Here is a 21,853-nt window from a genome sequence, read left to right on the forward strand (position 1 = left end):
CGACCGGATGGCCGCGTTATAACGGGGCGAGCCGCTGCCGCTGCCGGACGACGCTTCATGGGCATCAGAGCCACTACCGCAAAGACGCCGATCGAGGCGCTGCCTTCGGCCGAGCGCGTCGTCGTGGCGGTCACCACGCGCCGGCGGCCGCGCATGCTCGCCCGCTGTCTCAAGGCCTGCCTCGCGGCGCGGACACCGCCCGGGACCTCGGTGGCGTTTCTGGTGGTCGATAACGACCCGGCCGGCAGCGCGCGGCCGGTCGTCGCCGAGATAGCGGCCGCCGGCGCCGTCCGGATCGATTATGAGCTGGAGCCGCAACCGGGGATTCCCGCGGTCCGAAATCGCGCGATCGACGCGGCCGCCGCGCTGCAGGGAAAATGGCTGGCTTTCATCGACGACGATTCCATCCCCGAGCCGGGCTGGCTCGCGGCCCTGCTCGCGGCGCTGCGCCGGGAGAGCGCGCAATTTGCCGGCGGTCCCATTCTCTTCGGCCCGCCGGAAGAACCGGTCGGCGCCTGGCGGCGCTTCGTCTGCCGCGGGCTCGTCGCCAGCTCGCACCGCCGCCTCCGCTGGCGGGCGAGGGCCCGCCGCGAGAAGCTCGACCGGACCGTGATCACCACCGCCAACTGGTGCGTGGATCTGCCCTGGCTCAGGGAGCGGGGCCTTCGCTTCGACAGCCGGTTCGCCCATTCGGGCGGCTCGGACACCGCCATGGATCGCGCCATCCGTGCCGCCGGTGCCAGGACCGTCTATGAGATGGCGTCCCTGGTCACGGAGACGCTGCCGGCCGAGCGGCTGACGCTGCGCTATCAGTTTTTGCGGCGCATGCATTCCGGCATGGTGCGCGGCTATCAACGCCGGAGCCTGCGCGGGTTCGGCCCCGTGCTGGCGCGCGCGATCCCGGAGGCGGCGCTTTCGCTCCTGGGCGCGAGCCTGCTGTTCCCCGTGGGCATCGTGGCGAGCCTGCTGGGGCCTTCCCTGGGTGCCCCGCTCGTCATCGGCGCCGCGCGCATGGCGGGACGAGGCGTGGGCTTCCTGCGCGGCGCGCTGAGCGCGCTGCCCGAGCAATATCGCAAGGTCCAGGGCTACTGAGCGGAACGGGCGGAGCCGGGAAGGCTTGCCATCGCCTCGCCGAGGCTTCCACGGCCGAGCAGCACGGCGAAGACCAGGATCAAGGTCTGGGTGATCAGCTCCACCCGGTTGGCGCTTTCGGCGAAACCCACGACGGCGATATAGGTCAAGCTGCCCGCGAGCAGGGCCGCCAGCACCGCGCCGGCCTCGAGGTCGAGCGGCGGAGCGTTCGGCCGCCGGCAGGCGACGACGATCGCGAGCAGATGCGCCGCGATCAGGATCGTGCCGACGATGCCGAGCCCGACCAGGAACTCGAGATAGGCGTTGTGGAAATGGCTGCGCGCGCCTTGCACGCTGGCATCGACGGACTGGTTCACCAGCGGTGCCAGGTCGGTTCCCCAGCCGAACCAGGGCTTCTCCGCGATCAGCTTGCCGGCGGCGACGTAGATGTAGGCGCGCGGGTCGTAGCCATGAAGATCGGTCGAGGCGGGGTCGATCTCGCCGGCGAAGATCCGGGCGAACAGGCCGATATTGGCGGCGACGCCCCCATTATCGGAGAAGCGCGACGCGATCTGGCCCGAGAAGGCGGCGAGCCCGGCCGCGATGAGAGCGGCGAAGGCCAGGACCACGGCGGCTGCGATCGCGCGCCGCCGCCGGCTGTGGCGAAGCAGGCCGGCGACCAGCACCGCCAGCCAGACCGTCATGGCGATCGCCGCGGCGATCCAGTTGGTCCGGCTCTTCATCTCGAGCAGTGCGAGAAAGGCGAGGACGCAGATGACCGCGAGGGCGACGCCGCCGAGGAGACGCAGGGCCGGGTGCCACCGGCCCTGGATCAGGGTCATGACCAGGAGCGAGCCGCTCGCCAGCACCGTCAGTCCTGCTTCGATCGAGAGGTAATTCCGGTTCTTGCCGCCGCCGCCCCACTGATAGCTGTCGAACAAGGCCGCGCCGGCCTGCCAGTTGGCATCCCAGAACAGCCGCGCAGCCGCACCCGCGACCAGGCCGGCGACGACGAGACAGCAGAGCCGCTCGAATCCGATCCGATAGCGCAGCGCGATCGCCACATGGACCGCGACGAAGGGCACGTAGGCGAAGAAGGCGTAGTTGTCGACGGCGCGGAAATGCTTCCCCGGAGCACCGTCCAGCTCGGCCCGCAGCGCCATGGCCAGCAGGTAGAGGATAACGAGCGCCGAGAAGACGACGATCGGCCGGCGGCGCAGCTCGGGACGAAGCAGAAGGGAGGGCAGGGCGGAGATGCCGAGGATCGCCAGCAGCACATTGCCCGGCCCGTTCCCGATGGCGAGGCACGCGGCATAAAGCAGGATCAGCGCCAGCGATGCCGGCGCGGCCCGCTCGATCACCCTCGGCTCGAGCGCACCCGTCGCGGTGAAGAGGCTCCAGGATCCGCTCAAGGGCCGCTCGCTGCCGGGCGCAGGTCTTTACCTTGCCAGAGGGTCTCATACACCTTCGAGATGCCGTCGGCTTCGCCTTCGAGCGGAAACAGGGTGGTCGCGCGCTGGCGGCTGACGGCGCTCATGGCGGGCAGCCGGTCGGGCTGCGACATCACCTTCTCGAGGGCCGCCGTCAGGCTGTCGGCGTCGCCCGGCTCGGCGAGGAAGCCGTTCCGGTCTTCCTCGATCATCGCCTCGTAGTTGCCCGTGCGGGTCGCGACCACCGCGGCACCCGACGCCATCGCCTCGAGGATCGTCACGCCATAGGGCTCGTAGCGGGCCGCGGCCACGACGATCGACAGGCGGCGGTACCAGGCCGGGATCTCGGCCCATTCCACCTCGCCCAGGAAGCGGATGCGCGACGAGAGGCCGGCGGCTTCGATCCGGGCGACAAGCCCGGCCTTGAAGGCCCGGTCTCGGATCTTGCAGGGACCGACGATCACCGCGGTGAAGTCGGGAAAGCGGGGAAGGAGCCGCAGCATCGCCTCGACGAAGAGGTCCGTGCCCTTGCCGCGGCGCACGCGTCCGAGGATGCCGATGCCGTAGCGGCCCGGCAAACGGGTCTCCGCCCATTCCTGTGCGCGATCGGCCGGCGGCCGGAAGAACCGCGTATCGACGCCGTGCGGCACGATCCCCGCCACGTTGGGCCTGAGGCTCGCCGCGCGCTTCGAGGTGGCGATGACGGCATCGGCCTGGGCGATCAGGAAGCGCGGCCAGAAGGAGTGCACATGCTGCGCCACCGACGTGAAGACGATCCGGATGGGAAGCCGCAGCAGATCGCGGGCGAGCCAGGCGACCTGCAGCTCGACATTCCGCCGCACATGCCAGATGCGGAATGGCCGGCCCGCGGGCGGGCGGCGCGAGGCGGCGAGCGCCGCCAGCAGGGAATGCGCCGAGCGGAAATCCGGCAGAGGCTTTCCGACCAGCCAGAGCCGGTGACGGTCTGCCTGCAGCGGCAGGAGGACGCCGATCGTGGTCGAGACGCCGGTATAGTTCCGGTGGAGATTGGTGACGATCAGCTCCGGATCGGACACGGCCGCGCGCGCGGAGCCGAAATGCGGGTTCGCCGCTTCAGATGACACGGGCGCGCCCGCTTTCCTGCGTCGCACCGACCGGCGGAGGCGCATCGAGACAGCGACGGTTGTCCTGGTCGGGGCTGAGACAAGTCATGAAATCGCACGGCCTCGCGGGTCGAGATGCATCCGGCGGGTCAGGAACGGAAAAGGTCATGACGGAATTCGAAGCGAGCCCGAACGAGCTTCCGCAAGCCACGAGCGCTAGCGGCTGGCGACCTTGTCACGCCAATTCGCCATGATACGCAAACGCCGCAAAAGGCCAAGATCGGCCGGCAATCCGACATCGGCCAGCGCGATCATCACGGCTTCGCTGCCGTTCGCCTCCCAGTAGGAACCGCTGGGCGAAGGCCGTTGTCGGCTGGGCGCGGGGTCGGGGCCGAACTGAATGCCGATTCGTTCGAGTGGCAGGCGCGCGCCCCAGCTGTCGTGAATGGCCCGGTCGACACGGATATTTCCGTGCGCCGGATTGGAGCTTCGCAAGCTGTAATCGTGAAAGGCCGCGAAATGCGGTCGGCGATTGAGGCTGTATATCGATTGGATGTCCTTGCGGACGAATTCATAGTCGTGATTGGCGTCGATGAGGATCGTATTGATCCGATAGTCGAGCCGATGAGCTTGCGCAAATTCCTTGAGCGTCCCGGCGAAGAAGATCGGCGCCGAGCGATCGCCGACACGATCGAGGACTGTTTTCGTCAGATCGATGTAGGCCTGGTTTATGTCGATGACATGGAAGGGCCAACCCAGCTGCTCGCAGAGATGCCCCAGCACGATCGTCGAACCCCCGGAAAAGCATCCGACCTCGACGATACCTTGCCCCTTGTGTCGATTTTCGAGGATTCGTCTGTACAGATCGGCGTGGAAGCAAGCCGATGTCTGGGGTTGATGGCCCGGCACCGAGCTGGCGATTTTCTTTCGCTCCAGGAGATCCTCGGGAAGGTCCTCGGCCATACCCCATTTCCTGCCATAGAGAGCCGGGGAGGCTCGCAGGGCTCATCTTGTCCGGCTGGCGAGGCCCGCGGATGCCGGCCGTTCGAGCCGGCCGGCCTATTATCCCGTGTTTCGCTGCCAAGTCGCGCGGCGAGCTTCTTTGCGGGATTTCCGATGGATCTGGAGGCCCGGACCGGAATCGAACCGATGTACGAGGATTTGCAGTCCTCTGCATAGCCACTCTGCCACCGGGCCGGAGGCATCCGGGGGTGCGCCCGGCGCTGCGGGCGCCCCACCGGGCGGACCGCGATGTTTAGCGATGGGCCCGGGCAGGGTCAAGGCATGGGGTGGGGCTGCGGGACGGCGCTCCTCGGGCAGATTGTCTCGGCCCCCGGCGCCATTGTATATCCGCAGGCGGCCGCGCCCCGCGGGAAGCCGGTTCCGCCGATTCCAGCAGGGGGAGCGCGACAGGTCGGGAGAGGAATTCATGGATTACACGGCCCTGCGCCGGCGCATGGTGGAAAGCCAGCTGCGCACCAACAAGATCACCGATGAGACCGTGCTCGAGGCCATGGGCGAGGTGCCGCGCGAGCTCTTCGTGCCCCGCGCCCTCAAGAGCGTGGCCTATCTCGACGAGGATCTGCAGATCGCGCCGGGCCGTTACCTGATGGAACCGATGGTGCTGGGCCGGCTCCTCCAGCTGGCCGAGATCAAGGCGACCGACCTGGCTCTCGTCATCGGCTGCGGCAACGGCTATTCGGCGGCGGTCATGGCGCGCCTGGCGGCAAGTGTCGTGGCGGTCGAGAGCGACGCCGCGTTGGCGCAGAAGGCCCAGGAGCTGCTGGCGGAGCTCGATGCCACCAATGTGAGCCTGGTCCGCGGGCCCTTGAATGCGGGTCATCCGGGCCAGGCGCCCTATGACGTCATTCTCTTCGACGGCTCGATCGAGGAGATCCCCGATGTGATCGCCCGGCAGCTCGGGGTGGGCGGCCGGCTGGTGACGGTGCTGCAGGCGGACGGCCCCGGTCGCGCCGTGCTGGCGACCCGGACCGAGGCCGGCCTGGCCCATCGGGTGGTGTTCGATTGCTCGGTGCCGCGCCTGCCGGGCTTCGCCAAGGCGCCCAGTTTCGTGTTCTAAGACCGACGGGCTGCCGGGCTGCCGGGGGCTTCCCGGACTCGGCCGCGATGGTCTCTATAGTTTCAAGGTCGCTGGGTTGCCGGCCGCCGCCCGTGCCGTTTTGCCTGGGGCATGTTGCGTTTTATGGTAAATTAACTGTTTACGGCCGAAGACTTGCCAGTCCCGTGCAATGACGCGCGGTAAGGAGCCCCCCATGAATCAGGCCCGTGGCGCGCAAGAACCGACCATGGAGGAGATTCTCTCCTCCATCCGCCGCATCATCTCGGAAGACGGGAAGCGGGCCGGGGACACCGCGGAGCCACCGGCGGCCGAGCCCGAGCCGGTCGCGCTCAAGGCGGAGCCACCCGCGGCCGAGCCTGCGGCCGATGCAGACGATGTCCTGGAACTGACCGAGGTTGCGCCCGAGGAGGAGCCGGCCGAGCCGGAACCGCTGGAACTGGTCGAGGAAGTGGCGGCGCCGAGCCTGGCCGAGCCGGAAACGGCCCTCGAGCCGGTCGCCCCGCCGCCCGCGGCTGCAACACCTGCCATGGCGCCCGTGCCCAAGGCCGCCCCGGTGCCGCCCCCGGAACCCGTTCCACCCCCGGCGCCCGTGCCGCCGCCGGTAACAGCCGCGCCATTGCCCGAGCCAGAGCCCGAACCGGAGCCGGTTCCCGAGCCGGAGCCTGAACCCGAGCCTGAGCCTGAAGCCGAACCTGAGATAGAGCACCCGGGCGAGGCCCTGGAGATTTCCGTGACACCGCCACCGCCCGTGACACCCTCCCGCCCGACGCCCCAGCCCTCCCTGGCGGGGAGCAGCCGCCTGATGTCCGAGGCGACCGAGATCGCGTCCTCGGCGGCCCTGTCGGTATTGGCGCAGGTGGTTCAGCCCGGCCGCGGCTTCACCGAGGAAGGCCGCCGCATGGTCGACCAGATCATGCGGGAACGGCTCGAGGCGCATCTGCGCGAATGGCTCGATACCAACCTGCCGGGGCTGGTGGAGCGGATCGTGCGCGAAGAGATCGCGCGGCTGGTCGAACGCTCGCTCGGCAGCAGGGGCTAGCGCCGGCCGCGGCCGGACCGACCGTCCGGCGGGCGCGGGTTTCGTTAACCCTGCCGAGATTCCCGGCTTCGCGCGCCCCTTCCCGCGGCGCCGCGAGGGGTTGCGTCCGACCCCTGTCGGGGGCTAATCCCCTGCCTTCGTCCCGTATCGGCCCGCTCCCGGCCGGGCCCGCCCTGCCTCGATCCCGTCAATCAAGGAAACGCCCCGACCATGCTCGATAAGACCTTCAACCCCGCCGAGGTCGAGGCCAGGCACTATGCCCGCTGGGAAGCCGAAGGTGCCTTCGCCGCGGACACGAATTCGAACGCCAAGCCCTACACCATCATGATGCCGCCGCCGAACGTCACCGGCAGCCTGCATATGGGCCATGCGCTGACCTTCACCCTGCAGGACGTGCTGATCCGCTACGAGCGGATGCGCGGACGCGACGCGCTCTGGCAGCCGGGCACGGATCATGCCGGCATCGCTACCCAGATGGTGGTGGAGCGTCAGCTCGAGGCCAAAGGCATCCATCGCCGCGATCTGGGCCGCGAGAAGTTCGTCGAGAAGGTCTGGGAGTGGAAAGCGGAGTCCGGCAGCACCATCACCCGGCAGCTCCGCCGCCTGGGCGCCTCGGCCGACTGGGCCAAGGAACGCTTCACCATGGACGAGGGCCTCAGCCGCGCGGTGCGGAAGGTCTTCGTCGAGCTCTATCGCCAGGGGCTGCTCTATCGCGACAAGCGCCTCGTCAATTGGGATCCCAAGCTGCATACCGCGATCTCGGACCTCGAGGTCGAGCAGCGCGAGGTGAAGGGTCATCTCTGGCACATCAAATATCCGATCGAGGGCGAGGAGGGGCGCTTCATCGTGGTGGCGACCACGCGCCCCGAGACCATGCTGGGCGACAGTGGCGTCGCCGTTCATCCCGATGACGAGCGCTACAAGGACCTGGTCGGCAAGCATGCGATCCTGCCGATCGTCGGCCGCAAGATCAGGATCGTCGCCGACGAGTATGCCGATCCCGAGACCGGCAGCGGCGCCGTCAAGATCACGCCGGCCCACGACTTCAACGATTTCGAGGTCGGCCGCCGGCACGATCTCGAGCGCATCAACATCTTCGATGCCGACGCGAAGCTGAACGGGAACGCGCCCGAGGCCTATCGCGGCCTCGACCGCTACGAGGCGCGCAAGAAGGTCGTGGCCGAGATCGAGGCGCTGGGCCTCCTGGAGAAGATCGAGGACCGCGGCATGACGATGCCCTATGGCGATCGTTCCGGCGTGGTGATCGAGCCCTGGCTCACCGACCAGTGGTATGTCGACGCCGTCACCCTCGCCAAGCCCGCGATCGCCGCGGTCGAGCAGGGCCGCACCAAGTTCGTGCCGGAGCAGTGGACCAAGACCTATTTCGAATGGATGCGCAACATCCAGCCCTGGTGCGTCTCGCGCCAGCTCTGGTGGGGCCATCAGATTCCGGCCTGGTACGGACCCGACGGCAAGGTGTTCGTCGCCGAGGAAGAGGCGGAGGCCAAGGCCGAGGCCAGGCGCACCTACGGCAAGGATGTCCCGCTCAAGCGCGATGAGGACGTGCTCGACACCTGGTTCTCCTCCGGCCTCTGGCCGTTCTCGACGCTGGGCTGGCCCGACCAGACGCCGGAGCTGAAGCGCTACTACCCGGGCGACGTGCTGGTGACCGGCTTCGACATCATCTTCTTCTGGGTCGCGCGGATGATGATGCTGGGCCTGCACTTCATGAAGGATGTGCCGTTCCGCACGGTCTATATCCATGCGCTGGTGCGCGACCAGCACGGGCAGAAGATGTCGAAATCCAAGGGGAACATCATCGATCCCCTCGAGCTGATCGACAAATATGGCTGCGATGCGCTGCGCTTCACGCTGGCGGCGCTGGCCGCACCCGGCCGTGACGTCAAGCTCGCGGAGTCCCGTGTCGAGGGCTATCGCAACTTTGCGACCAAGCTCTGGAACGCCACGCGCTTCTGCCAGATGAACGGCGCCCAGCTCGATCTTTCCTTCGACCCGCGGAGCGCCCGGCAGAAGGTCAATCGCTGGATTCTGGGCCGGCTCGCGGCGGCGAAAGCGGAGTTCGAGACGGCGCTGGCCGGCTATCGCTTCAACGACGCCGCCAACAGCCTCTACCAGTTCACCTGGGGCCAGTTCTGCGACTGGTATCTCGAATTCGCCAAGCCGATCTTCGGCGGCAGCGACGCGGTCGCGACTGCCGAGACGCGGGCGACCGCCGCCTGGGTGCTGGGTCAGATCTGCCATCTGCTGCATCCGCTGATGCCCTTCATCACCGAGGAGATCTGGTCGCAGCTCGGCGGCAAGGGCGAGCTCATCCGCGCGAACTGGCCGGACTATCCTGCGGCCATGAGCGATGCCGAGGCGATGGCCGAGCTCGACGGGGTGGTCCGCCTGATCTCGGAGATCCGCGCCGTTCGCGCCGAGATGAACCTGGCGCCCGCCGCCCAGCCGCCCATGCTGGTGCAGGGCGCCAGCACCGCCACGGCGAAGCGGCTCGAGACCTATGGCGAGCTGATCCGCCGGCTGGCGCGGGTGAGCCAGATCGATCCCCTGACCGGTGCGCCGCCCAAGGGCGCCGTCCAGATCCCGATCGAGGAAGCGGTCTTCGTCCTGCCGCTCGCGGGGCTGATCGACGTCGCCAAGGAGAAGGCGCGCTTGTCGAAGGAGCTGGCGAAGACCGAGGGCGAGATCGTGAAGATCGAGAAGAAGCTCGGCAGCGCCGATTTCGTCGCCAAGGCGCCGCCCGAGGTGATCGAGGAGCAGCGCGAGCGCCTGGCCGAGGGCCAACAGTCCCAGCGCCAGCTCAAGGGCGCGCTGGAGCGGCTGGCGGGGCTCTGACCCCTTAACGGTCATCCCCGCGAAAGCGGGGATCCATGTTGATCCAGCACCATGAACTGAAAGTTGGATCCCCGCTTTCGCGGGGATGACGATTGGGGGCCGTTATCCCTTCGCGATCACGCTGTCCAGCGCCTCGAGCGCACGGGCAAGTTCGTCCGCGCTGTTGTAGTGGGCGAGCCCGATGCGCACGACGCCGTCCTGAGGCGCCGTGCCCAGCGCGTCGATGCAGCGCTTGGCGTAGAAATCACCATAGCCGATCGCGATCTTCCGCGCGTTGAGCGCCTCCGCGATCCGGCGCGAGCTCATGCCCTCGACCGTGAAGGAGATCGTGGGCGCCCGCCTGCCGTCGGCGCGCGCCTGGCCGATGAGGCGCACTTTCTTCCGTTCGCGCAGGAAATCGAGCGTCTGGTTGGCGAGCGCTTCCTCGTGCCGGGCGATGAGCTCGTAGACGCGCCGCGCGCGGGCCAGGAAGCTGTTCTCCGGCGTCTTGAAATGATGGGCGTAGAGCGCATCGAAATAATCGGCGATGCCCGTCAGGCCGGCGGTGAACTCGTGGTTGACGCCGCCGGGCAGGAGCTTCAGCGGGATCTCGTCCTCGCCGATGAAGAAGTGATTGAGGCCGCGGGCCTTCAGCAGATGCTCGCGCTTGCCATAGAGCAGGCCCTGATGCGGACCGAACACCTTGTAGAGGCTGAAGGCGTAGAAATCGACGTCGAGCGCCTTGACGTCGACATGGCGGTGCGGCGCGCAGGCGACGCCGTCGACCATGACCAGCGCGCCCGCCTGATGAATGCGTCGGGCCAGCCGCGCCACGTCATGGATCGTGGCGACGATGTTGGAGCAGTGGGTGAAGCAGACGAGGCGCGTGCGCGGCCCCAGCAGCCGCTCGAGAGCCGTTTCGTCGAGCTCGCCCGTGACCGGATCGATCTGCCATTCGCGGATCACCACGCCGTCGTCGGCGAGCCGCCGCCAGGCGCCGATATTGGCCTCATGATCCTGGTTGGTGACGATGACCTCGTCGCCGGGCCGGAACCAATGCCGGATCGCCTGCATCAGCAGAAAGACATTGAGCGTGGTGGAGGGGCCGATCGAGACTTCCTCGGGCTCGGCGTTGATCATCTCCGCCATCTGCCGGCGGCCGGCCGCGATGCGCGCCGCGGCATCGGCCGAGGGGCCGAAATCCCAGCTCGGCTGGATCTGGACCTCGCGCATATAAGCGGTGACGCGGTCGATCACGCTCTGCGGCACATAGGAGCCGCCGGCGTTCTCCAGCATGATCCAGCCATTGCCGAGCGGCGGAAATTGGCGGCGCACGAAATCCAGGTCGAGGAGGGGGCGGGTCATGGAGAGGGACTTTGTCTGGAAAAGGAGGGCGGGCGAGGCTAGCGGGCCGCTTCGCGCAGGGTCAAGGGAGCGGGCTTCCCGGTCGCCATCTTTACGCGCGCGCGGGGCCGCCCGATGATGGCGGCATGCGTGGGCTGGTCGGGCTTTCGCTGTTGTGCCTGGTCCTGGCGCCCATGGCGGCGGCGGGCGCGGCCTCCTTCACCCGCGAAGGGTTGACCTTCAGCGACGAGCTGGGCGGCTTCCGGCTCGTCTCCGTCACCGGCACCGGACGTCTCGAGGATCCCTTCGTCGTGGTGGAAGAGATCGGCGGCCAGGGGCCGGCCATCCTGCTGATCACCGGCCTCAGGCCCGAATTCGGCAATCGCTGCGGCACCCAGCATCTGACCGGCTTTGCCATGACCAAGCTGGTGCGGAATGTCGGGAACCAGCCCTGGCATGATTTCCGGATGGAGCTGCGCGAGAACGAGCGCTATGCCAGCCCCTATGGCGACGGGCTTTCCTTCGGGCAGGCCGCCACAGGGCGCACGGTCGAATCCAGCACCTTCCATCAGGCCCGCGTCATCGACGAGCCTTATGACGGCCTGGCCTTCGAGGATGGCGAGGTTCCGCCCGGCGCCGCGGCGGATTTCCATTTCCTCATCACCGACGAGACCCCGGCCTGGCGGATCCTTCTGATCCAGGATCTGTCGCCGCCCACCGCGGCGCTGCCGCCGCGTGAAGAGCCGGCACAGCCGGCCGCGTGGCCGCATCCGATGCTGGCGCAGCGACCCGAAGCGGCGCCCTGACCCGATCCCGGCGCAGGGCTGGATTGCGGCCTCTGGGGGCTGGCGAGGCTTCCGGGGCGCCGGTAAGGTGACGCACGCAAGCCCTTGAGAGAGCAAGGTTCACCCAGAGCGAAGGCCTGCCCCCATGACCGCGACATTCGACAAGAGCAAGCTGCCCAGCCGCTACGTCTCCGTCGGTCCCCAGAGCGCACCGCATCGGTCCTACTACTATGCGATGGGCATGACCGAGAAGGAGATCGCCCAGCCCTTCGTCGGTGTGGCGACGACCTGGAACGAGGCGGCGCCCTGCAACATCGCGCTGATGCGCCAGGCGCAGGCGGTGAAGAAGGGCGTGAAGGCGGGCGGCGGCACGCCGCGCGAGTTCACCACCATCACCGTGACCGACGGCATCGCCATGGGCCATGCCGGCATGAAATCCTCGCTGGTGAGCCGCGAGGTGATCGCGGATTCGGTCGAGCTCACCATGCGCGGCCATTGCTACGACGCGCTGGTCGGCCTCGCGGGCTGCGACAAGTCGCTGCCGGGCCTGATGATGGCGATGGTGCGCCTCAACGTGCCCTCGGTCTTCATGTATGGCGGCTCGATCCTGCCCGGCCGGTTCCGCGGCAAGGACGTCACCGTGCAGGACGTGTTCGAGGCGGTCGGCGCCCATGCGGCGCACAAGATCGACGACAAGGACCTGCACGAGCTCGAATGCGTCGCCTGTCCTTCGGCGGGCTCCTGCGGCGGGCAGTTCACCGCCAACACCATGGCCTGCGTCTCCGAGGCGATCGGCCTCGCCATCCCGGGCTCGGCGGGCGCGCCGGCGCCCTATGACTCGCGCGACGCCTATGCCGAGGCTTCCGGCCAGACGGTGATGGATCTCATCAAGAGCCAGCTCCGTCCCCGCGACATCGTCACCCGCAAGGCGCTGGAGAACGCCGCGATGGTGGTGGCGGCCTCGGGCGGCTCGACCAATGCCGGTCTGCATCTGCCGGCGATCGCGCACGAGGCCGGCATCGAGTTCGATCTCCACGATGTCTGCGAAATCTTCCGCAAGACGCCCTATATCGCCGATCTCAAGCCGGGCGGACGCTATGTCGCCAAGGATATGTACGAGATCGGCGGCGTGCCGATCCTGATGAAGGCGCTGCTGGATGGCGGCTACCTCCATGGCGACTGCATCACCGTCACCGGCAAGACCGTGGCGGAGAACCTCGCCGCGGTGGAGTTCCCCAAGAACCAGGACGTGATCCTGCCGACCTCGGCGCCGCTCTCGCCGACCGGCGGCGTGGTGGGGCTGAAGGGCAACCTGGCGCCGCAGGGGGCCATCGTGAAGGTCGCCGGCATGAAGAAGCAGCAGTTCACCGGCCCCGCCCGCTGCTTCGACTGCGAGGAGGATTGCTTCAAGGCGGTGCAGGAGCGCCGCTACAAGGAGGGCGAGGTGCTGGTGATCCGCTATGAGGGCCCGCGCGGCGGCCCCGGCATGCGCGAGATGCTGGCGACGACGGCCGCCCTCTACGGCCAGGGCATGGGCGACAAGCTGGCGCTCATCACCGACGGGCGCTTCTCGGGCGCCACGCGCGGCTTCTGCATCGGCCATGTCGGCCCCGAGGCCGCGGTCGGCGGACCGATCGGCCTGCTCAAGGATGGCGATGTGATCACCATCGACGCGGTGGCGGGTGTCCTCAGCGTCGCCCTCAGCGATGCCGAGCTGGCGGCGCGCAAGAAGAGCTGGAAGCCGCGCCGCCACGACTACCAGTCCGGTGCCATCTGGCGCTATGCCCAGACCGTGGGCGACGCCGAGAAGGGCGCCGTCTGCCATCCCGGCGGCAAGGCCGAGACCCACAGCTTCGCGGACATCTGAGCCGCCCCGCCCGGAGCTCGGGCGGGCGATCGAGGAAACCCCTGGGACGGACATGCCGGAGCAGAACCGTTCCCTGGGCTTCCTGCTGCTGGCGACGGCGACCGGCTTCACCGCCACCGCCGGCATGCTGCTGCGCTGGTTCGACGAGCCGGCGCCATGGCGCGCGATCTTCTACCGGGCGCTCTTCTTCGCGCTGACGCTCATCGTCTGGGTCGCCGTGACCCGCCGGGGACGGATGATCGAGGCGATGCGCAGCGTCAATGCCAACGGCCTGCTCTGCGCGCTGGTCTTCTCGATCTCGACCATTTGCTTCATCTTCGGGCTGTTCTACACGACCGTCGCCCGCACCACCTTCCTCAACGGGCTGACGCCGCTCCTGACCGCCTTGCTCGGCTGGTTCGCGCTGCGCGAGCGCGTCTCGGCCGCCACCTGGATGGCGATCCTGCTGGCGCTGGTCGGCGTCACCATGATGACGTCGGACGACCTGACCGGCGGCAATCTGCTGGGCGACGGGCTGGCGCTGGGCTCCTCGCTGACGACGGCGGCGATGTATGTGCTGATCCGCCGGGCCCGCGCGATCGACATGCTGCCTTCCTTCATCGTCGCCGCCTTCATGACCGCGGCCATGGCGGCGCCCTGGATCGAGGATTTTGCGATCTCGCTGCACGATCTCGCCGTCTGCGCGGCGCTCGGGATCTTCCAGCTCGGCTTCCAATACGTGCTGGTGACGATGGGCGTGCGGCATCTGCCGGCGGCCGAGGCGGCGCTGACGACCCGGCTCACCCTGATCTTCGCGCCGCTCTTCGCCTGGATCGGCGCCGGCGAGGTGCCGGGCGAGGCGACCTTGATGGGCGGCTCGGTGATCGTCGCCGCGATCCTGCTGCATGGGTTCTGGACCTTGCAAGGCGAGGCCCGGCGGGCCAGATTGCGGCCTTCAGGAGGCTGATTCCCGATGACCGAATTCCTCGAGCACCGACCCGGGACGCGGCGCGTCCGATGGCGTTCATGGCTGGGCCTGGCGGCCCTGCTGCCGCTGTTTCTGCTGACGGCTTGCGGCGTCAATGCGATCCCGACCTATGAGGAGCAGGCCAAGGCCGCCTGGAGCCAGGTGCTGAACCAGTACCAGCGCCGCGCCGACCTGGTGCCGAACCTGGTCGAGACGGTCAAGGCCTATGCCGCCCATGAGAGCGAGACCCTGCAGGCGATCGTCGAGGCGCGCAGCAAGGTGGCGCAGACCCAGCTCCCGGCGGATGTCCTCACCAATCCCGAGGCCTTCAAGGCCTTCCAGGACAACCAGGCGGCCCTCACCGGCGCCTTGTCGCGGCTGCTGGTGGTGGTCGAGCAATATCCCGATCTCAAGGCCAACCAGAACTTCCTGGCGCTGCAATCGCAGCTCGAGGGCACGGAGAACCGGATCTCCGTGGCGCGCCGCGACTATATCGAGGCGGTCCGGGTCTATAACACCGAGCTCAAGACCATCCCGGGCCGCTGGTGGAAGGCGCTGCTCTATCCCGACGCGCAGCCGATGGAGAGCTTCACCGTCGCGGCCGACGTGATCAACGCGCCCAAGGTGGATTTCGGCACCGGCACGACCGGCTCGTCCGGCAGCGGATCGGGCGGTTGATGCGCCTGAATACCGTCCGCCCCGTCTGGTGCGGCCTCTGGCTGGCGCTGCTCCTGGCGGTCGCTCTCGCCGCGGGCCGGGCTCAGGCTGAGCCCAATTGGCCGGTCCTGACCGGTCGCGTGGTCGATGAAGCCGGGCTTCTGTCCGGGCCGCAGCGCGCCGACCTCGACGCCAAGCTGGCGCAGCTCGAATCCGCCAGCAGCACCCAGCTCGTGGTGGTGACGGTCAATTCGCTCCAGGGGCTGGAGATCGAGGAGTATGGCGTCGGGCTGGGCCGGCATTGGGGCATCGGCCAGATCGGCAAGAACAACGGCGCGCTGCTCATCGTGGCACCCAACGAGCGCGCGGTCCGCATCGAGGTCGGCTACGGGCTCGAGGGAGTGCTGACCGACGCGATCTGCTCCAGCATCATCCAGACCGACATCCTGCCGGCCTTCCGCGCCGGCCATATGGATCAGGGGATCATCGCCGGCACCAACAGCATCCTGACGGCGCTCAATGGCGATTACACGCCGGACAAATGGGCCGAGACCTCCGAGCCGCAGCCGCTCGCGGCGCCGGCGGCGGCGGAGATCCCGTTTCCGCCCTGGATCGTGCCCCTGGTCTTCGTGCTGCTCTGGTTCGCCATCGTGATGCTGATCCGGCGGGCCCAGCGCAACAGGGGCCGCGGCATGATCGGGAGTTCGGGCTGGAGCTCCGGCGGCGGTTCCTCCCGCTCCAGTTCCTTCGGTTCTTCGGGCGGCTTTTCCGGGGGCGGCGGTTCCTTCGGCGGCGGCGGCTCGTCGGGGCGCTGGTGACGGACATGATCTTTCGGACGCCCTCGACGCCGCTCCTGAGCCAGGCCGATCGCGACCGCATCGAGCGGGCGATCCGCGAGGTGGAAGCGCGCACCAGCGGCGAGCTGGTCACGGTGGTGGCGGCGCAGTCGGACCATTATCTCTTCATCTCGCTGCTTTATGCCGCGGCCGGCGCCTTCACCATCGCGCCGGTGCTGTGGGCGCTCGATGTGACGGCGAATTTCCTGTCGCTCTACGTGATCCAGATCGCCGCCTTCCTGCTGCTTCTGCTGCTGCTTCGCTGGCGGCCGGCGCTGATGGCGCTGGTGCCGGATTCGCTGCAGCGGCTGCATGCGGAGCGGCTGGCCCGCGAGCAGTTCGTCAATCTGGGCCTGGCCGATACGCCCGAGCGCGGCGGCATCCTGCTGTTCGTCTCGATGGCGGAGCGCTATGTCGAGGTGATCGCCGACCGGGGCATCCATGAACGGGTCTCCGTCGGCATCTGGAGCAAGGCGGTGGCGGCCTTCGCGGAACCCGTCAAACAGGGCCGCATCGCCGAGGGCTATCTGGCGGCGATCGAGATCCTGGGCAACCAGCTTGTCCGCCAGATGCCCGCGGACCCGGACAACCCCAATCGGTTCCCCGATGTGCTGATCGAGCTGCCGGGATGAAGAGCGGAGGAGGGACCTGATGGCGCGCCTCGCGATCGGCGGCTTCGTCCACGAGACCAACACCTTCGCGCCCACCAAGGCGCGGTTCGAGCATTTCGCCATGGCCGACGGCTGGCCGGCGCTGGTGCGGGGTGCGGCGCTGATCGAGGCGGTGAAAGGCATCAACCTGCCGGCGGCCGGTTTCGTCGAGGCCACGCAGGCGCTGGGGCATGAGCTGGTGCCGCTGACCTGGTGCTCGGCGACGCCGCTCGCTCATGTCGAGCGCGACGCCTATGAGCGCATCGCGGCGATGCTGCTGGCGGACATCGGCAGCGCGATGCCGCTCGACGGCCTCTATCTCGACCTCCATGGCGCCATGGTGGCCGAGCATCTGGAGGACGGGGAGGGCGAGCTGCTCCGGCGCATCCGCGCGCTCGTGGGCGAGACGCTGCCGATCGTGGTCGGGCTCGATCTCCATGCCAATGTGACCGAGAGCATGACCCGCCATGCCTCGGCGCTGGTGGCCTTCCGCACCTATCCGCATGTCGACATGGCGGAGACGGGCGCCCGCGCGGCGCGGCTCCTGGACCGGTTGGTCCAGGGCACGCCCTGCTATCGCGCGATGCGCAAGACGCCGTTCCTGATCCCGCTCACCTGGCAATGCACCCTGATCGAGCCGGCGTCCTCGATCTACCGTCGGCTCGAGGAGCTCGAGCGCGAGCCGGGCATGCTCTCGATGTCCTTCGCCGCCGGGTTCCCGCCGGCGGATATCCGCGAATGCGGCCCCGCCGTCATCGCCCAGGCCACCAGCCAGGCCGCGGCCGACCGGGCGGCCGATCTGCTCGAGGCGCTGGTCGAGAAGAGCGAACCCGCTTTCGCCGGCCGCCTCTGGAAACCGGACGAGGCCGTCGCCGAGGCCATGGTGCGGGAGGCCCGTTCCGCCAAGCCCGTGATCCTTGCCGACACGCAGGACAATCCGGGCGCCGGCACCAACTCGGACACGATGGGCGTCTTCGCGGCGCTGGTGCGGGCCCATGCCAAGGGCGCCGTGGTCGGGCTGGTCTGCGATCCCGAGAGCGCCGCGCGCGCCCATGAAGCCGGCGAAGGCAGGACCATCGAGATCGGTCTCGGCAACAAATCGGGACTGCCCGGCCTGACGCCCTATCACGGCCGCTTCACCGTGGAGCGGTTGGGCAGCGGCAGCTTCACGGCCACGGGGCCGTTCTATCTCGGATCGCGCATGCAGCTGGGGCCGATGGCCCTGCTCGAGCATGAGGGGGTGCGCGTGGTGGTGTCGAGCCGCAAGCAGCAGGCGGCCGACCGCTCCATGTTCCGCCATGTCGGGATCGAGCCCGAGCGCCAGAAGATCCTCGCGCTCAAGAGCTCGGTGCATTTCCGCGCCGACTTCCAGGCGATCGCGGAGGAGATCCTGGTGGTCGTCTCGCCGGGACCCAACCTGGCCGACCATCTGCAACTGCCCTACAAGCATCTGCGCCCGGGCCTTCGCCTCATGCCGCTGGGGCCTTCCTTCGGCGGCGCGAGGCCCTGATCGCCGGTCTTTCGCGGGGAGGCTTGCCCTTGGAGATTCGCGACACGGTGCGGCTGCTGATCCTCGATCGGGAAGAGCGGCTGCTCCTGATGCAGGTCCAGGACAACACCCTGTCGGATCCGAAGCGCCCCGACCTCCGGCCGCCCTTCTGGGTGACGCTGGGCGGCGGCATCGAGCCGGGCGAGGATGTGGCCGCCGCCGCCCGGCGCGAGCTGGTCGAGGAGACCGGCTTGACGGGCGCCTCCATCGGGCCTGCGGTCTGGTATGGCGAGCAGCCGGTGCGCTGGAAGGGGCGGGCGATGCTGTTCCGCGAGACCTTCCTTCTCGTTCGCACCGAGGAGACGCGACTCTCCGATCTGGGCTGGTCGGACGAAGAACGGCACGCGATCCGGGCGATGCGCTGGTGGCCGGTGGCGGCGCTGCTGACGACGACCGAGGTGATCCTCCCGCCGCTGCTGCCGACGCTGATACAGCCGATCGTCCGGGGCCAAATCCCGGACGCCATGATGGCGATCGAACTCTAGGCGACGGCCGAAGCCGGCGAACTGTTCTCGCCGTGGCGCCGCGCGACCTCGCGCAGCTCCTCCGCCAGGGCCTCGGCTTCCGCCAGCCGGCCATGGAAGGCAGCCGGCGTGTTCTGAAAGAGCTGGACCTGCCAGCTATGGTCGCGGCGCACGGCCACGAGCGACTGGATCGCGTTGAGCGCCGGATTGATGTCGTCGCTGCCGGGCGTCACCATGCCGGCGACGGCGCGCAAGAGGACCACCTTGGGCGCGAGAGGACGGATCTCGCGCAGCTTGGCGACGAAGCGCGGCGTCGGATGATCGCGGAAGATCGGCTCGAGATGGTCCACGATCTGCGTGCGCCCGTTGACGGCGCTGCCGTCGAACCCGATCAGGTTGCCCTCGATGGCGAAGAGGTCGGCCATGCCGCGCGCGTCGCGCCGGTTCCAGCACTCGAGCAGCGCTTCATAGAGCCCCAGAACCATCTTCTCGGGCGACTGCAGCAGGATGGCGCTTTCCATGGTCCCCCCAAGGCGCAAGCTCTGCCTTCGCGGCGCTGGAGCACCCTATCGCCCCGTTCCGGCAAAGATCAATGAAGGGTCCGCTTGGACTCAAGATTGTCACCATTCGTCCAAGAACCGGCCCGAACCGGGAGCGCCGCCGCTGTTCGCGGTGCGTCCCCGGCCGATTGACCCCTTGCCGGCGATCAGGGAGCATGACCGTCAGGATGACATCGGAATGGATTCCAGGCACGAGTGGCGTCGGAGGGCGGGGAGAAGCATGACGATTCCGGTTCGCGAGGGCCGCGCGGGATTCCGCGGGCATGAGACCTGGTACCGGGTGACCGGCGACCTCGAGGGCGGCAAGCCGCCGGTCGTCATCCTCCATGGCGGCCCCGGCGCCGCCCATAACTATACCGACAGCTTCAAGCTCCTGGCGGAGCGCGGCCGCGCGGTGGTGCATTACGATCAGCTCGGCTGCGGGCTCTCCACCCACCTGCCGGAGAAGGGTGCCGATTTCTGGACGGTCCAGCTCTTCCTCGACGAGCTCGACAACCTGCTGGCGCATCTGGGTATCGCCGGCTCCTATCACCTGGTCGGCCAGTCCTGGGGCGGCATGCTGGGATCGGAGCACGCGGTCCGGCAGCCCAGGGGCATGCGCTCGATCGTGATCGCGGACTCGCCGCCCTCGATGAAGCTGTGGGTCGAGGAGGCCAACAAGCTGCGCGAGGCGCTGCCGCCCGAGATCCAGGCGACGCTGCTCGCGCATGAGAAGGCCGGCACCACCACCTCGCCGGAATATATGGCGGTGATGATGGTCTTCTATGAGCGCCACGTCTGCCGGGTGAAGCCCATGCCCGACGAGGTCACCCAGAGCTTCGCGCAGATCGAGGCCGATCCGACCGTCTATTTCACCATGAACGGCCCCAGCGAGTTCCATGTGGTGGGCACGCTCAAGGACTGGAGCATCATCGACCGGCTCGACCGCATCACGGCGCCGGTGCTGCTGCTCTCGGGACGCCACGACGAAGCGACGCCCGCGGTGGTGCGGCCTTTCAAGGACAAGATCAAGCAGGCGCGGTGGGTGATCTTCGAGCATTCGAGCCACATGCCGCATGTCGAAGAGACCGAGAAATGCATGAAGGTCGTGGGCGATTTCCTCGACCAGCATGACCGCTAGTCGCGGTCGACCGCGCTAGATCTCCAAATCGCACCAGACCGGCACATGGTCTGACGGCTTCTCCTTGCCGCGCGGGCGCTTGTCGATGCCGCAATCGGCGAGGCGGTCGACGGCCTGGGGCGAGAGGGCGAGGTGGTCGATCCTGAGGCCGTGATCCTTGGTCCAGGCGCCGGCCTGGTAGTCCCAGTAGGTATAGTTGCCGGGCTCGGGATGGCGGGACGCGATGGCGTCGGTATAGCCCAGATAGAGCAGCTCGCGATATTTCGCGCGTGATTCCGGCCGGCAGAGCGCGTCGTCGCGCCAGCCCTCGGGATCGTACACGTCGCCGTCGGTGGGACAGACGTTGTAGTCGCCGCCCAGCACCAGCACTTCCTCGTTCTTGAGAAGGTCACGGGCATGGGCGATGAGCCGCCCCATCCAGGCGAGCTTGTAGGCGAATTTCTCGGTGCCCGACGGATTGCCGTTGGGTAGGTAGATCGAGGCGACGCGCACCACCTGGCGCTTCGCCTTCTTGCTTTCGCCCGGCACCTCGACCAGCGCTTCGATATAGCGCGCCGGCTCGTCTTCCTTGGCGGCGCCGGGCAGGGCCCTGAGCTCGACCGTCATCGGATGGCGGGAGAGGATGGCGACGCCGTTATAGGTCTTCTGCCCGACGGTCTCGACATTGTATCCGAGGTCGCCGAACTCCATCCGCGGGAAGCCGTCATCGAGGCACTTGATCTCCTGCAGCAGCAGGACATCGGGCTTCTCGGATTTCGCCCAGGCGAGCGTCGAGGCGAGATGCGCCTTGATCGAGTTCACGTTCCAGGTGGCGATGCGGATCATGAGGGGCGATTCCTTTCGCCCGCGATCATATCGATTATGGACGCGCCGCGCCCCTACAGGTTCTGTCATGCCCGCGCTTGATGCGGGTATCCGGGGACCAGGCCTGGCTGAATTGCCTTGCTGCCCGGGATCGCCGGATCAAGTCCGGCGATGACAGGTTGGGGCTTCAGACGGAGAAGGAGCTGCCGCAGCCGCAGGAGGAGGAGGCGTTCGGGTTGGCGACCTTGAAATAGGCGCCGCCCAGATCCTCGACGAAATCGACCTCGGCCCCGGCCAGGAGGTCGAGCGAGGTGCCGTCGATGACGAGCTTCACCCCGTCGCGCTCGAACACGGCGTCGTCGTCGAGCAGGTTGTCGTCGAGCGAGAAGCCGTACTGGAAGCCGGCGCAACCGCCGCCCGAGATCGAGAGCCGCAGCATCAGCTTCTCGTTGCCTTCGCTCGTCCGAAGCTGCGCCACGCGCCGCGCGGCGCTCGGCGTCAGGTTCACGATGCGGTCGGGGCTCGGCATATGGGTCATGAAAAGGCGGCTCCTCGATGCCCGGCCGGGTCACGGACCGGGTCTTCCCGTGCCCTGAATTTAGGGAGGAAGCGGCATTTGTCAAACGTCTGCACTAGGTTATTGGCCTCAGGTCCTTGGCATCTCAAGGAAAAAGGCAAAATCGGGGCAGCCAGGATCGTTGCCAGGGAGACCCCCGAACGGCTAGTGTCCCCCG

20 protein-coding genes and 1 tRNA gene are annotated in these 21,853 nt (G+C 68.1%); 13 read left to right on the forward strand and 8 right to left on the reverse strand.

The window, feature by feature from the left end; all coding sequences use genetic code 11:
• Positions 1–57 precede the first annotated feature (57 nt).
• A complete protein-coding gene (locus FRZ61_RS10075; RefSeq protein WP_151117145.1) occupies positions 58–1,092 on the forward strand; it encodes a glycosyltransferase family A protein in 1,035 nt (344 codons plus the stop codon).
• Here the strand turns inward: FRZ61_RS10075 and FRZ61_RS10080 are convergent.
• From FRZ61_RS10080 to FRZ61_RS10095, 4 genes are all read right to left on the reverse strand, one after another.
• On the reverse strand, positions 1,086–2,483 hold the full coding sequence (locus FRZ61_RS10080) for an O-antigen ligase family protein (protein ID WP_151117147.1): 1,398 nt from the start codon (positions 2,481–2,483) through the stop codon (positions 1,086–1,088). The two genes, FRZ61_RS10075 and FRZ61_RS10080, sit on opposite strands and share 7 nt — an antisense overlap.
• Entirely contained in the window at positions 2,480–3,604 is a 1,125-nt protein-coding gene (locus FRZ61_RS10085) for a glycosyltransferase family 4 protein (protein ID WP_225309201.1), read from the reverse strand. The genes FRZ61_RS10080 and FRZ61_RS10085 overlap by 4 nt, the downstream gene beginning before the upstream one ends.
• 195 nt (positions 3,605–3,799) lie before the next feature.
• Positions 3,800–4,546, reverse strand: a complete 747-nt coding sequence (locus FRZ61_RS10090; protein ID WP_151117151.1) for a class I SAM-dependent methyltransferase — start codon at positions 4,544–4,546, stop codon at positions 3,800–3,802.
• 160 nt (positions 4,547–4,706) lie between these two features.
• A tRNA-Cys gene (locus tag FRZ61_RS10095) sits at positions 4,707–4,780 on the reverse strand.
• A 232-nt stretch (positions 4,781–5,012) separates the two neighbouring features.
• Between FRZ61_RS10095 and FRZ61_RS10100 the strand changes: the two genes are divergently transcribed.
• The 3 genes from FRZ61_RS10100 (at position 5,013) to FRZ61_RS10110 (ending at position 9,558) form a co-directional block, all read left to right on the forward strand.
• Positions 5,013–5,663: a protein-L-isoaspartate O-methyltransferase family protein gene (locus FRZ61_RS10100; protein ID WP_151117153.1), complete on the forward strand. Its 651-nt coding sequence runs from the start codon at positions 5,013–5,015 to the stop codon at positions 5,661–5,663.
• Between the two features lie 193 nt (positions 5,664–5,856).
• Complete coding sequence (locus FRZ61_RS26880) at positions 5,857–6,702, forward strand: DUF2497 domain-containing protein (RefSeq protein WP_151117155.1); 846 nt, start codon at positions 5,857–5,859, stop codon at positions 6,700–6,702.
• A gap of 210 nt (positions 6,703–6,912) precedes the next feature.
• Positions 6,913–9,558 (forward strand): valine--tRNA ligase, encoded by a 2,646-nt coding sequence (locus FRZ61_RS10110; RefSeq protein ID WP_151117158.1) that lies wholly within the window; start codon positions 6,913–6,915, stop codon positions 9,556–9,558.
• 102 nt (positions 9,559–9,660) lie between these two features.
• Here the strand turns inward: FRZ61_RS10110 and FRZ61_RS10115 are convergent, their stop codons facing one another.
• The gene (locus tag FRZ61_RS10115; protein WP_151117160.1) at positions 9,661–10,902 is read right to left on the reverse strand and encodes an aminotransferase class V-fold PLP-dependent enzyme; all 1,242 of its coding nucleotides are present in this window, start codon (positions 10,900–10,902) and stop codon (positions 9,661–9,663) included.
• Between the two features lie 125 nt (positions 10,903–11,027).
• On the opposite strand from FRZ61_RS10115, the gene FRZ61_RS10120 reads away from it, so the two are divergent.
• The 8 genes from FRZ61_RS10120 to FRZ61_RS10155 all read left to right on the forward strand — a co-directional run bounded on the left by FRZ61_RS10120 (position 11,028) and on the right by FRZ61_RS10155 (position 18,656).
• Positions 11,028–11,687 carry a hypothetical protein gene (locus tag FRZ61_RS10120; RefSeq protein ID WP_151117162.1) on the forward strand — a complete coding sequence of 220 codons (660 nt, stop codon included), beginning with the start codon at positions 11,028–11,030 and terminating at the stop codon, positions 11,685–11,687.
• Between the two features lie 124 nt (positions 11,688–11,811).
• Entirely contained in the window at positions 11,812–13,533 is a 1,722-nt protein-coding gene (ilvD, locus tag FRZ61_RS10125) for a dihydroxy-acid dehydratase (protein ID WP_151117164.1), read from the forward strand.
• A gap of 52 nt (positions 13,534–13,585) precedes the next feature.
• Complete coding sequence (locus FRZ61_RS10130) at positions 13,586–14,479, forward strand: DMT family transporter (RefSeq protein ID WP_191909382.1); 894 nt, start codon at positions 13,586–13,588, stop codon at positions 14,477–14,479.
• Positions 14,480–14,485: 6 nt separating this feature from the next.
• Complete coding sequence (locus FRZ61_RS10135; RefSeq protein ID WP_151117166.1) at positions 14,486–15,157, forward strand: LemA family protein; 672 nt, start codon at positions 14,486–14,488, stop codon at positions 15,155–15,157.
• Complete coding sequence (locus FRZ61_RS10140) at positions 15,157–15,954, forward strand: TPM domain-containing protein (RefSeq protein WP_151117171.1); 798 nt, start codon at positions 15,157–15,159, stop codon at positions 15,952–15,954. Before FRZ61_RS10135 ends, FRZ61_RS10140 begins: the two co-directional genes overlap by 1 nt.
• A 5-nt stretch (positions 15,955–15,959) precedes the next feature.
• Positions 15,960–16,604: a TPM domain-containing protein gene (locus FRZ61_RS10145; protein WP_151117173.1), complete on the forward strand. Its 645-nt coding sequence runs from the start codon at positions 15,960–15,962 to the stop codon at positions 16,602–16,604.
• Between the two features lie 19 nt (positions 16,605–16,623).
• Positions 16,624–18,132 carry a M81 family metallopeptidase gene (locus tag FRZ61_RS10150; RefSeq protein WP_151117175.1) on the forward strand — a complete coding sequence of 503 codons (1,509 nt, stop codon included), beginning with the start codon at positions 16,624–16,626 and terminating at the stop codon, positions 18,130–18,132.
• Positions 18,133–18,161: 29 nt separating this feature from the next.
• Positions 18,162–18,656, forward strand: coding sequence for an NUDIX hydrolase (locus FRZ61_RS10155; RefSeq protein ID WP_191909383.1), 495 nt, complete (start codon positions 18,162–18,164; stop codon positions 18,654–18,656).
• On the opposite strand, the gene FRZ61_RS10160 is transcribed toward FRZ61_RS10155, so the two are convergent.
• The gene (locus FRZ61_RS10160; protein WP_151117178.1) at positions 18,653–19,156 is read right to left on the reverse strand and encodes an SgcJ/EcaC family oxidoreductase; all 504 of its coding nucleotides are present in this window, start codon (positions 19,154–19,156) and stop codon (positions 18,653–18,655) included. The genes FRZ61_RS10155 and FRZ61_RS10160 overlap by 4 nt on opposite strands.
• Positions 19,157–19,415: 259 nt before the next feature.
• Between FRZ61_RS10160 and FRZ61_RS10165 the strand changes: the two genes are divergently transcribed.
• Positions 19,416–20,315, forward strand: coding sequence for a proline iminopeptidase-family hydrolase (locus FRZ61_RS10165; protein ID WP_151117180.1), 900 nt, complete (start codon positions 19,416–19,418; stop codon positions 20,313–20,315).
• Positions 20,316–20,330: 15 nt separating this feature from the next.
• Here the strand turns inward: FRZ61_RS10165 and xth are convergent, their stop codons facing one another.
• Both xth and erpA read right to left on the reverse strand, forming a co-directional pair.
• Positions 20,331–21,140 (reverse strand): exodeoxyribonuclease III, encoded by an 810-nt coding sequence (gene xth, locus FRZ61_RS10170; RefSeq protein ID WP_151117182.1) that lies wholly within the window; start codon positions 21,138–21,140, stop codon positions 20,331–20,333.
• A gap of 166 nt (positions 21,141–21,306) precedes the next feature.
• On the reverse strand, positions 21,307–21,648 hold the full coding sequence (gene erpA, locus FRZ61_RS10175; RefSeq protein ID WP_407657943.1) for an iron-sulfur cluster insertion protein ErpA: 342 nt from the start codon (positions 21,646–21,648) through the stop codon (positions 21,307–21,309).
• Positions 21,649–21,853: the final 205 nt, after the last annotated feature.

It is taken from the genome of Hypericibacter adhaerens, from assembly GCF_008728835.1.
Lineage (GTDB): Bacteria > Pseudomonadota > Alphaproteobacteria > Dongiales > Dongiaceae > Hypericibacter > Hypericibacter adhaerens.

Excerpts from the sequence above, each read along its gene's own strand:
- FRZ61_RS10075 (WP_151117145.1), top strand. The coding sequence starts at position 58 with ATGGGCATCAGAGCCACTACCGCAAAGACGCCGATCGAGGCGCTGCCT.
- FRZ61_RS10090 (WP_151117151.1), bottom strand. The coding sequence starts at position 4,546 with ATGGCCGAGGACCTTCCCGAGGATCTCCTGGAGCGAAAGAAAATCGCC.
- FRZ61_RS10100 (WP_151117153.1), top strand. The coding sequence starts at position 5,013 with ATGGATTACACGGCCCTGCGCCGGCGCATGGTGGAAAGCCAGCTGCGC.
- FRZ61_RS26880 (WP_151117155.1), top strand. The coding sequence starts at position 5,857 with ATGAATCAGGCCCGTGGCGCGCAAGAACCGACCATGGAGGAGATTCTC.
- FRZ61_RS10110 (WP_151117158.1), top strand. The coding sequence starts at position 6,913 with ATGCTCGATAAGACCTTCAACCCCGCCGAGGTCGAGGCCAGGCACTAT.
- FRZ61_RS10115 (WP_151117160.1), bottom strand. The coding sequence starts at position 10,902 with ATGACCCGCCCCCTCCTCGACCTGGATTTCGTGCGCCGCCAATTTCCG.
- FRZ61_RS10120 (WP_151117162.1), top strand. The coding sequence starts at position 11,028 with ATGCGTGGGCTGGTCGGGCTTTCGCTGTTGTGCCTGGTCCTGGCGCCC.
- ilvD (WP_151117164.1), top strand. The coding sequence starts at position 11,812 with ATGACCGCGACATTCGACAAGAGCAAGCTGCCCAGCCGCTACGTCTCC.
- FRZ61_RS10130 (WP_191909382.1), top strand. The coding sequence starts at position 13,586 with ATGCCGGAGCAGAACCGTTCCCTGGGCTTCCTGCTGCTGGCGACGGCG.
- FRZ61_RS10135 (WP_151117166.1), top strand. The coding sequence starts at position 14,486 with ATGACCGAATTCCTCGAGCACCGACCCGGGACGCGGCGCGTCCGATGG.
- FRZ61_RS10140 (WP_151117171.1), top strand. The coding sequence starts at position 15,157 with ATGCGCCTGAATACCGTCCGCCCCGTCTGGTGCGGCCTCTGGCTGGCG.
- FRZ61_RS10145 (WP_151117173.1), top strand. The coding sequence starts at position 15,960 with ATGATCTTTCGGACGCCCTCGACGCCGCTCCTGAGCCAGGCCGATCGC.
- FRZ61_RS10150 (WP_151117175.1), top strand. The coding sequence starts at position 16,624 with ATGGCGCGCCTCGCGATCGGCGGCTTCGTCCACGAGACCAACACCTTC.
- FRZ61_RS10160 (WP_151117178.1), bottom strand. The coding sequence starts at position 19,156 with ATGGAAAGCGCCATCCTGCTGCAGTCGCCCGAGAAGATGGTTCTGGGG.
- FRZ61_RS10165 (WP_151117180.1), top strand. The coding sequence starts at position 19,416 with ATGACGATTCCGGTTCGCGAGGGCCGCGCGGGATTCCGCGGGCATGAG.
- xth (WP_151117182.1), bottom strand. The coding sequence starts at position 21,140 with ATGATCCGCATCGCCACCTGGAACGTGAACTCGATCAAGGCGCATCTC.
- erpA (WP_407657943.1), bottom strand. The coding sequence starts at position 21,648 with ATGCCGAGCCCCGACCGCATCGTGAACCTGACGCCGAGCGCCGCGCGG.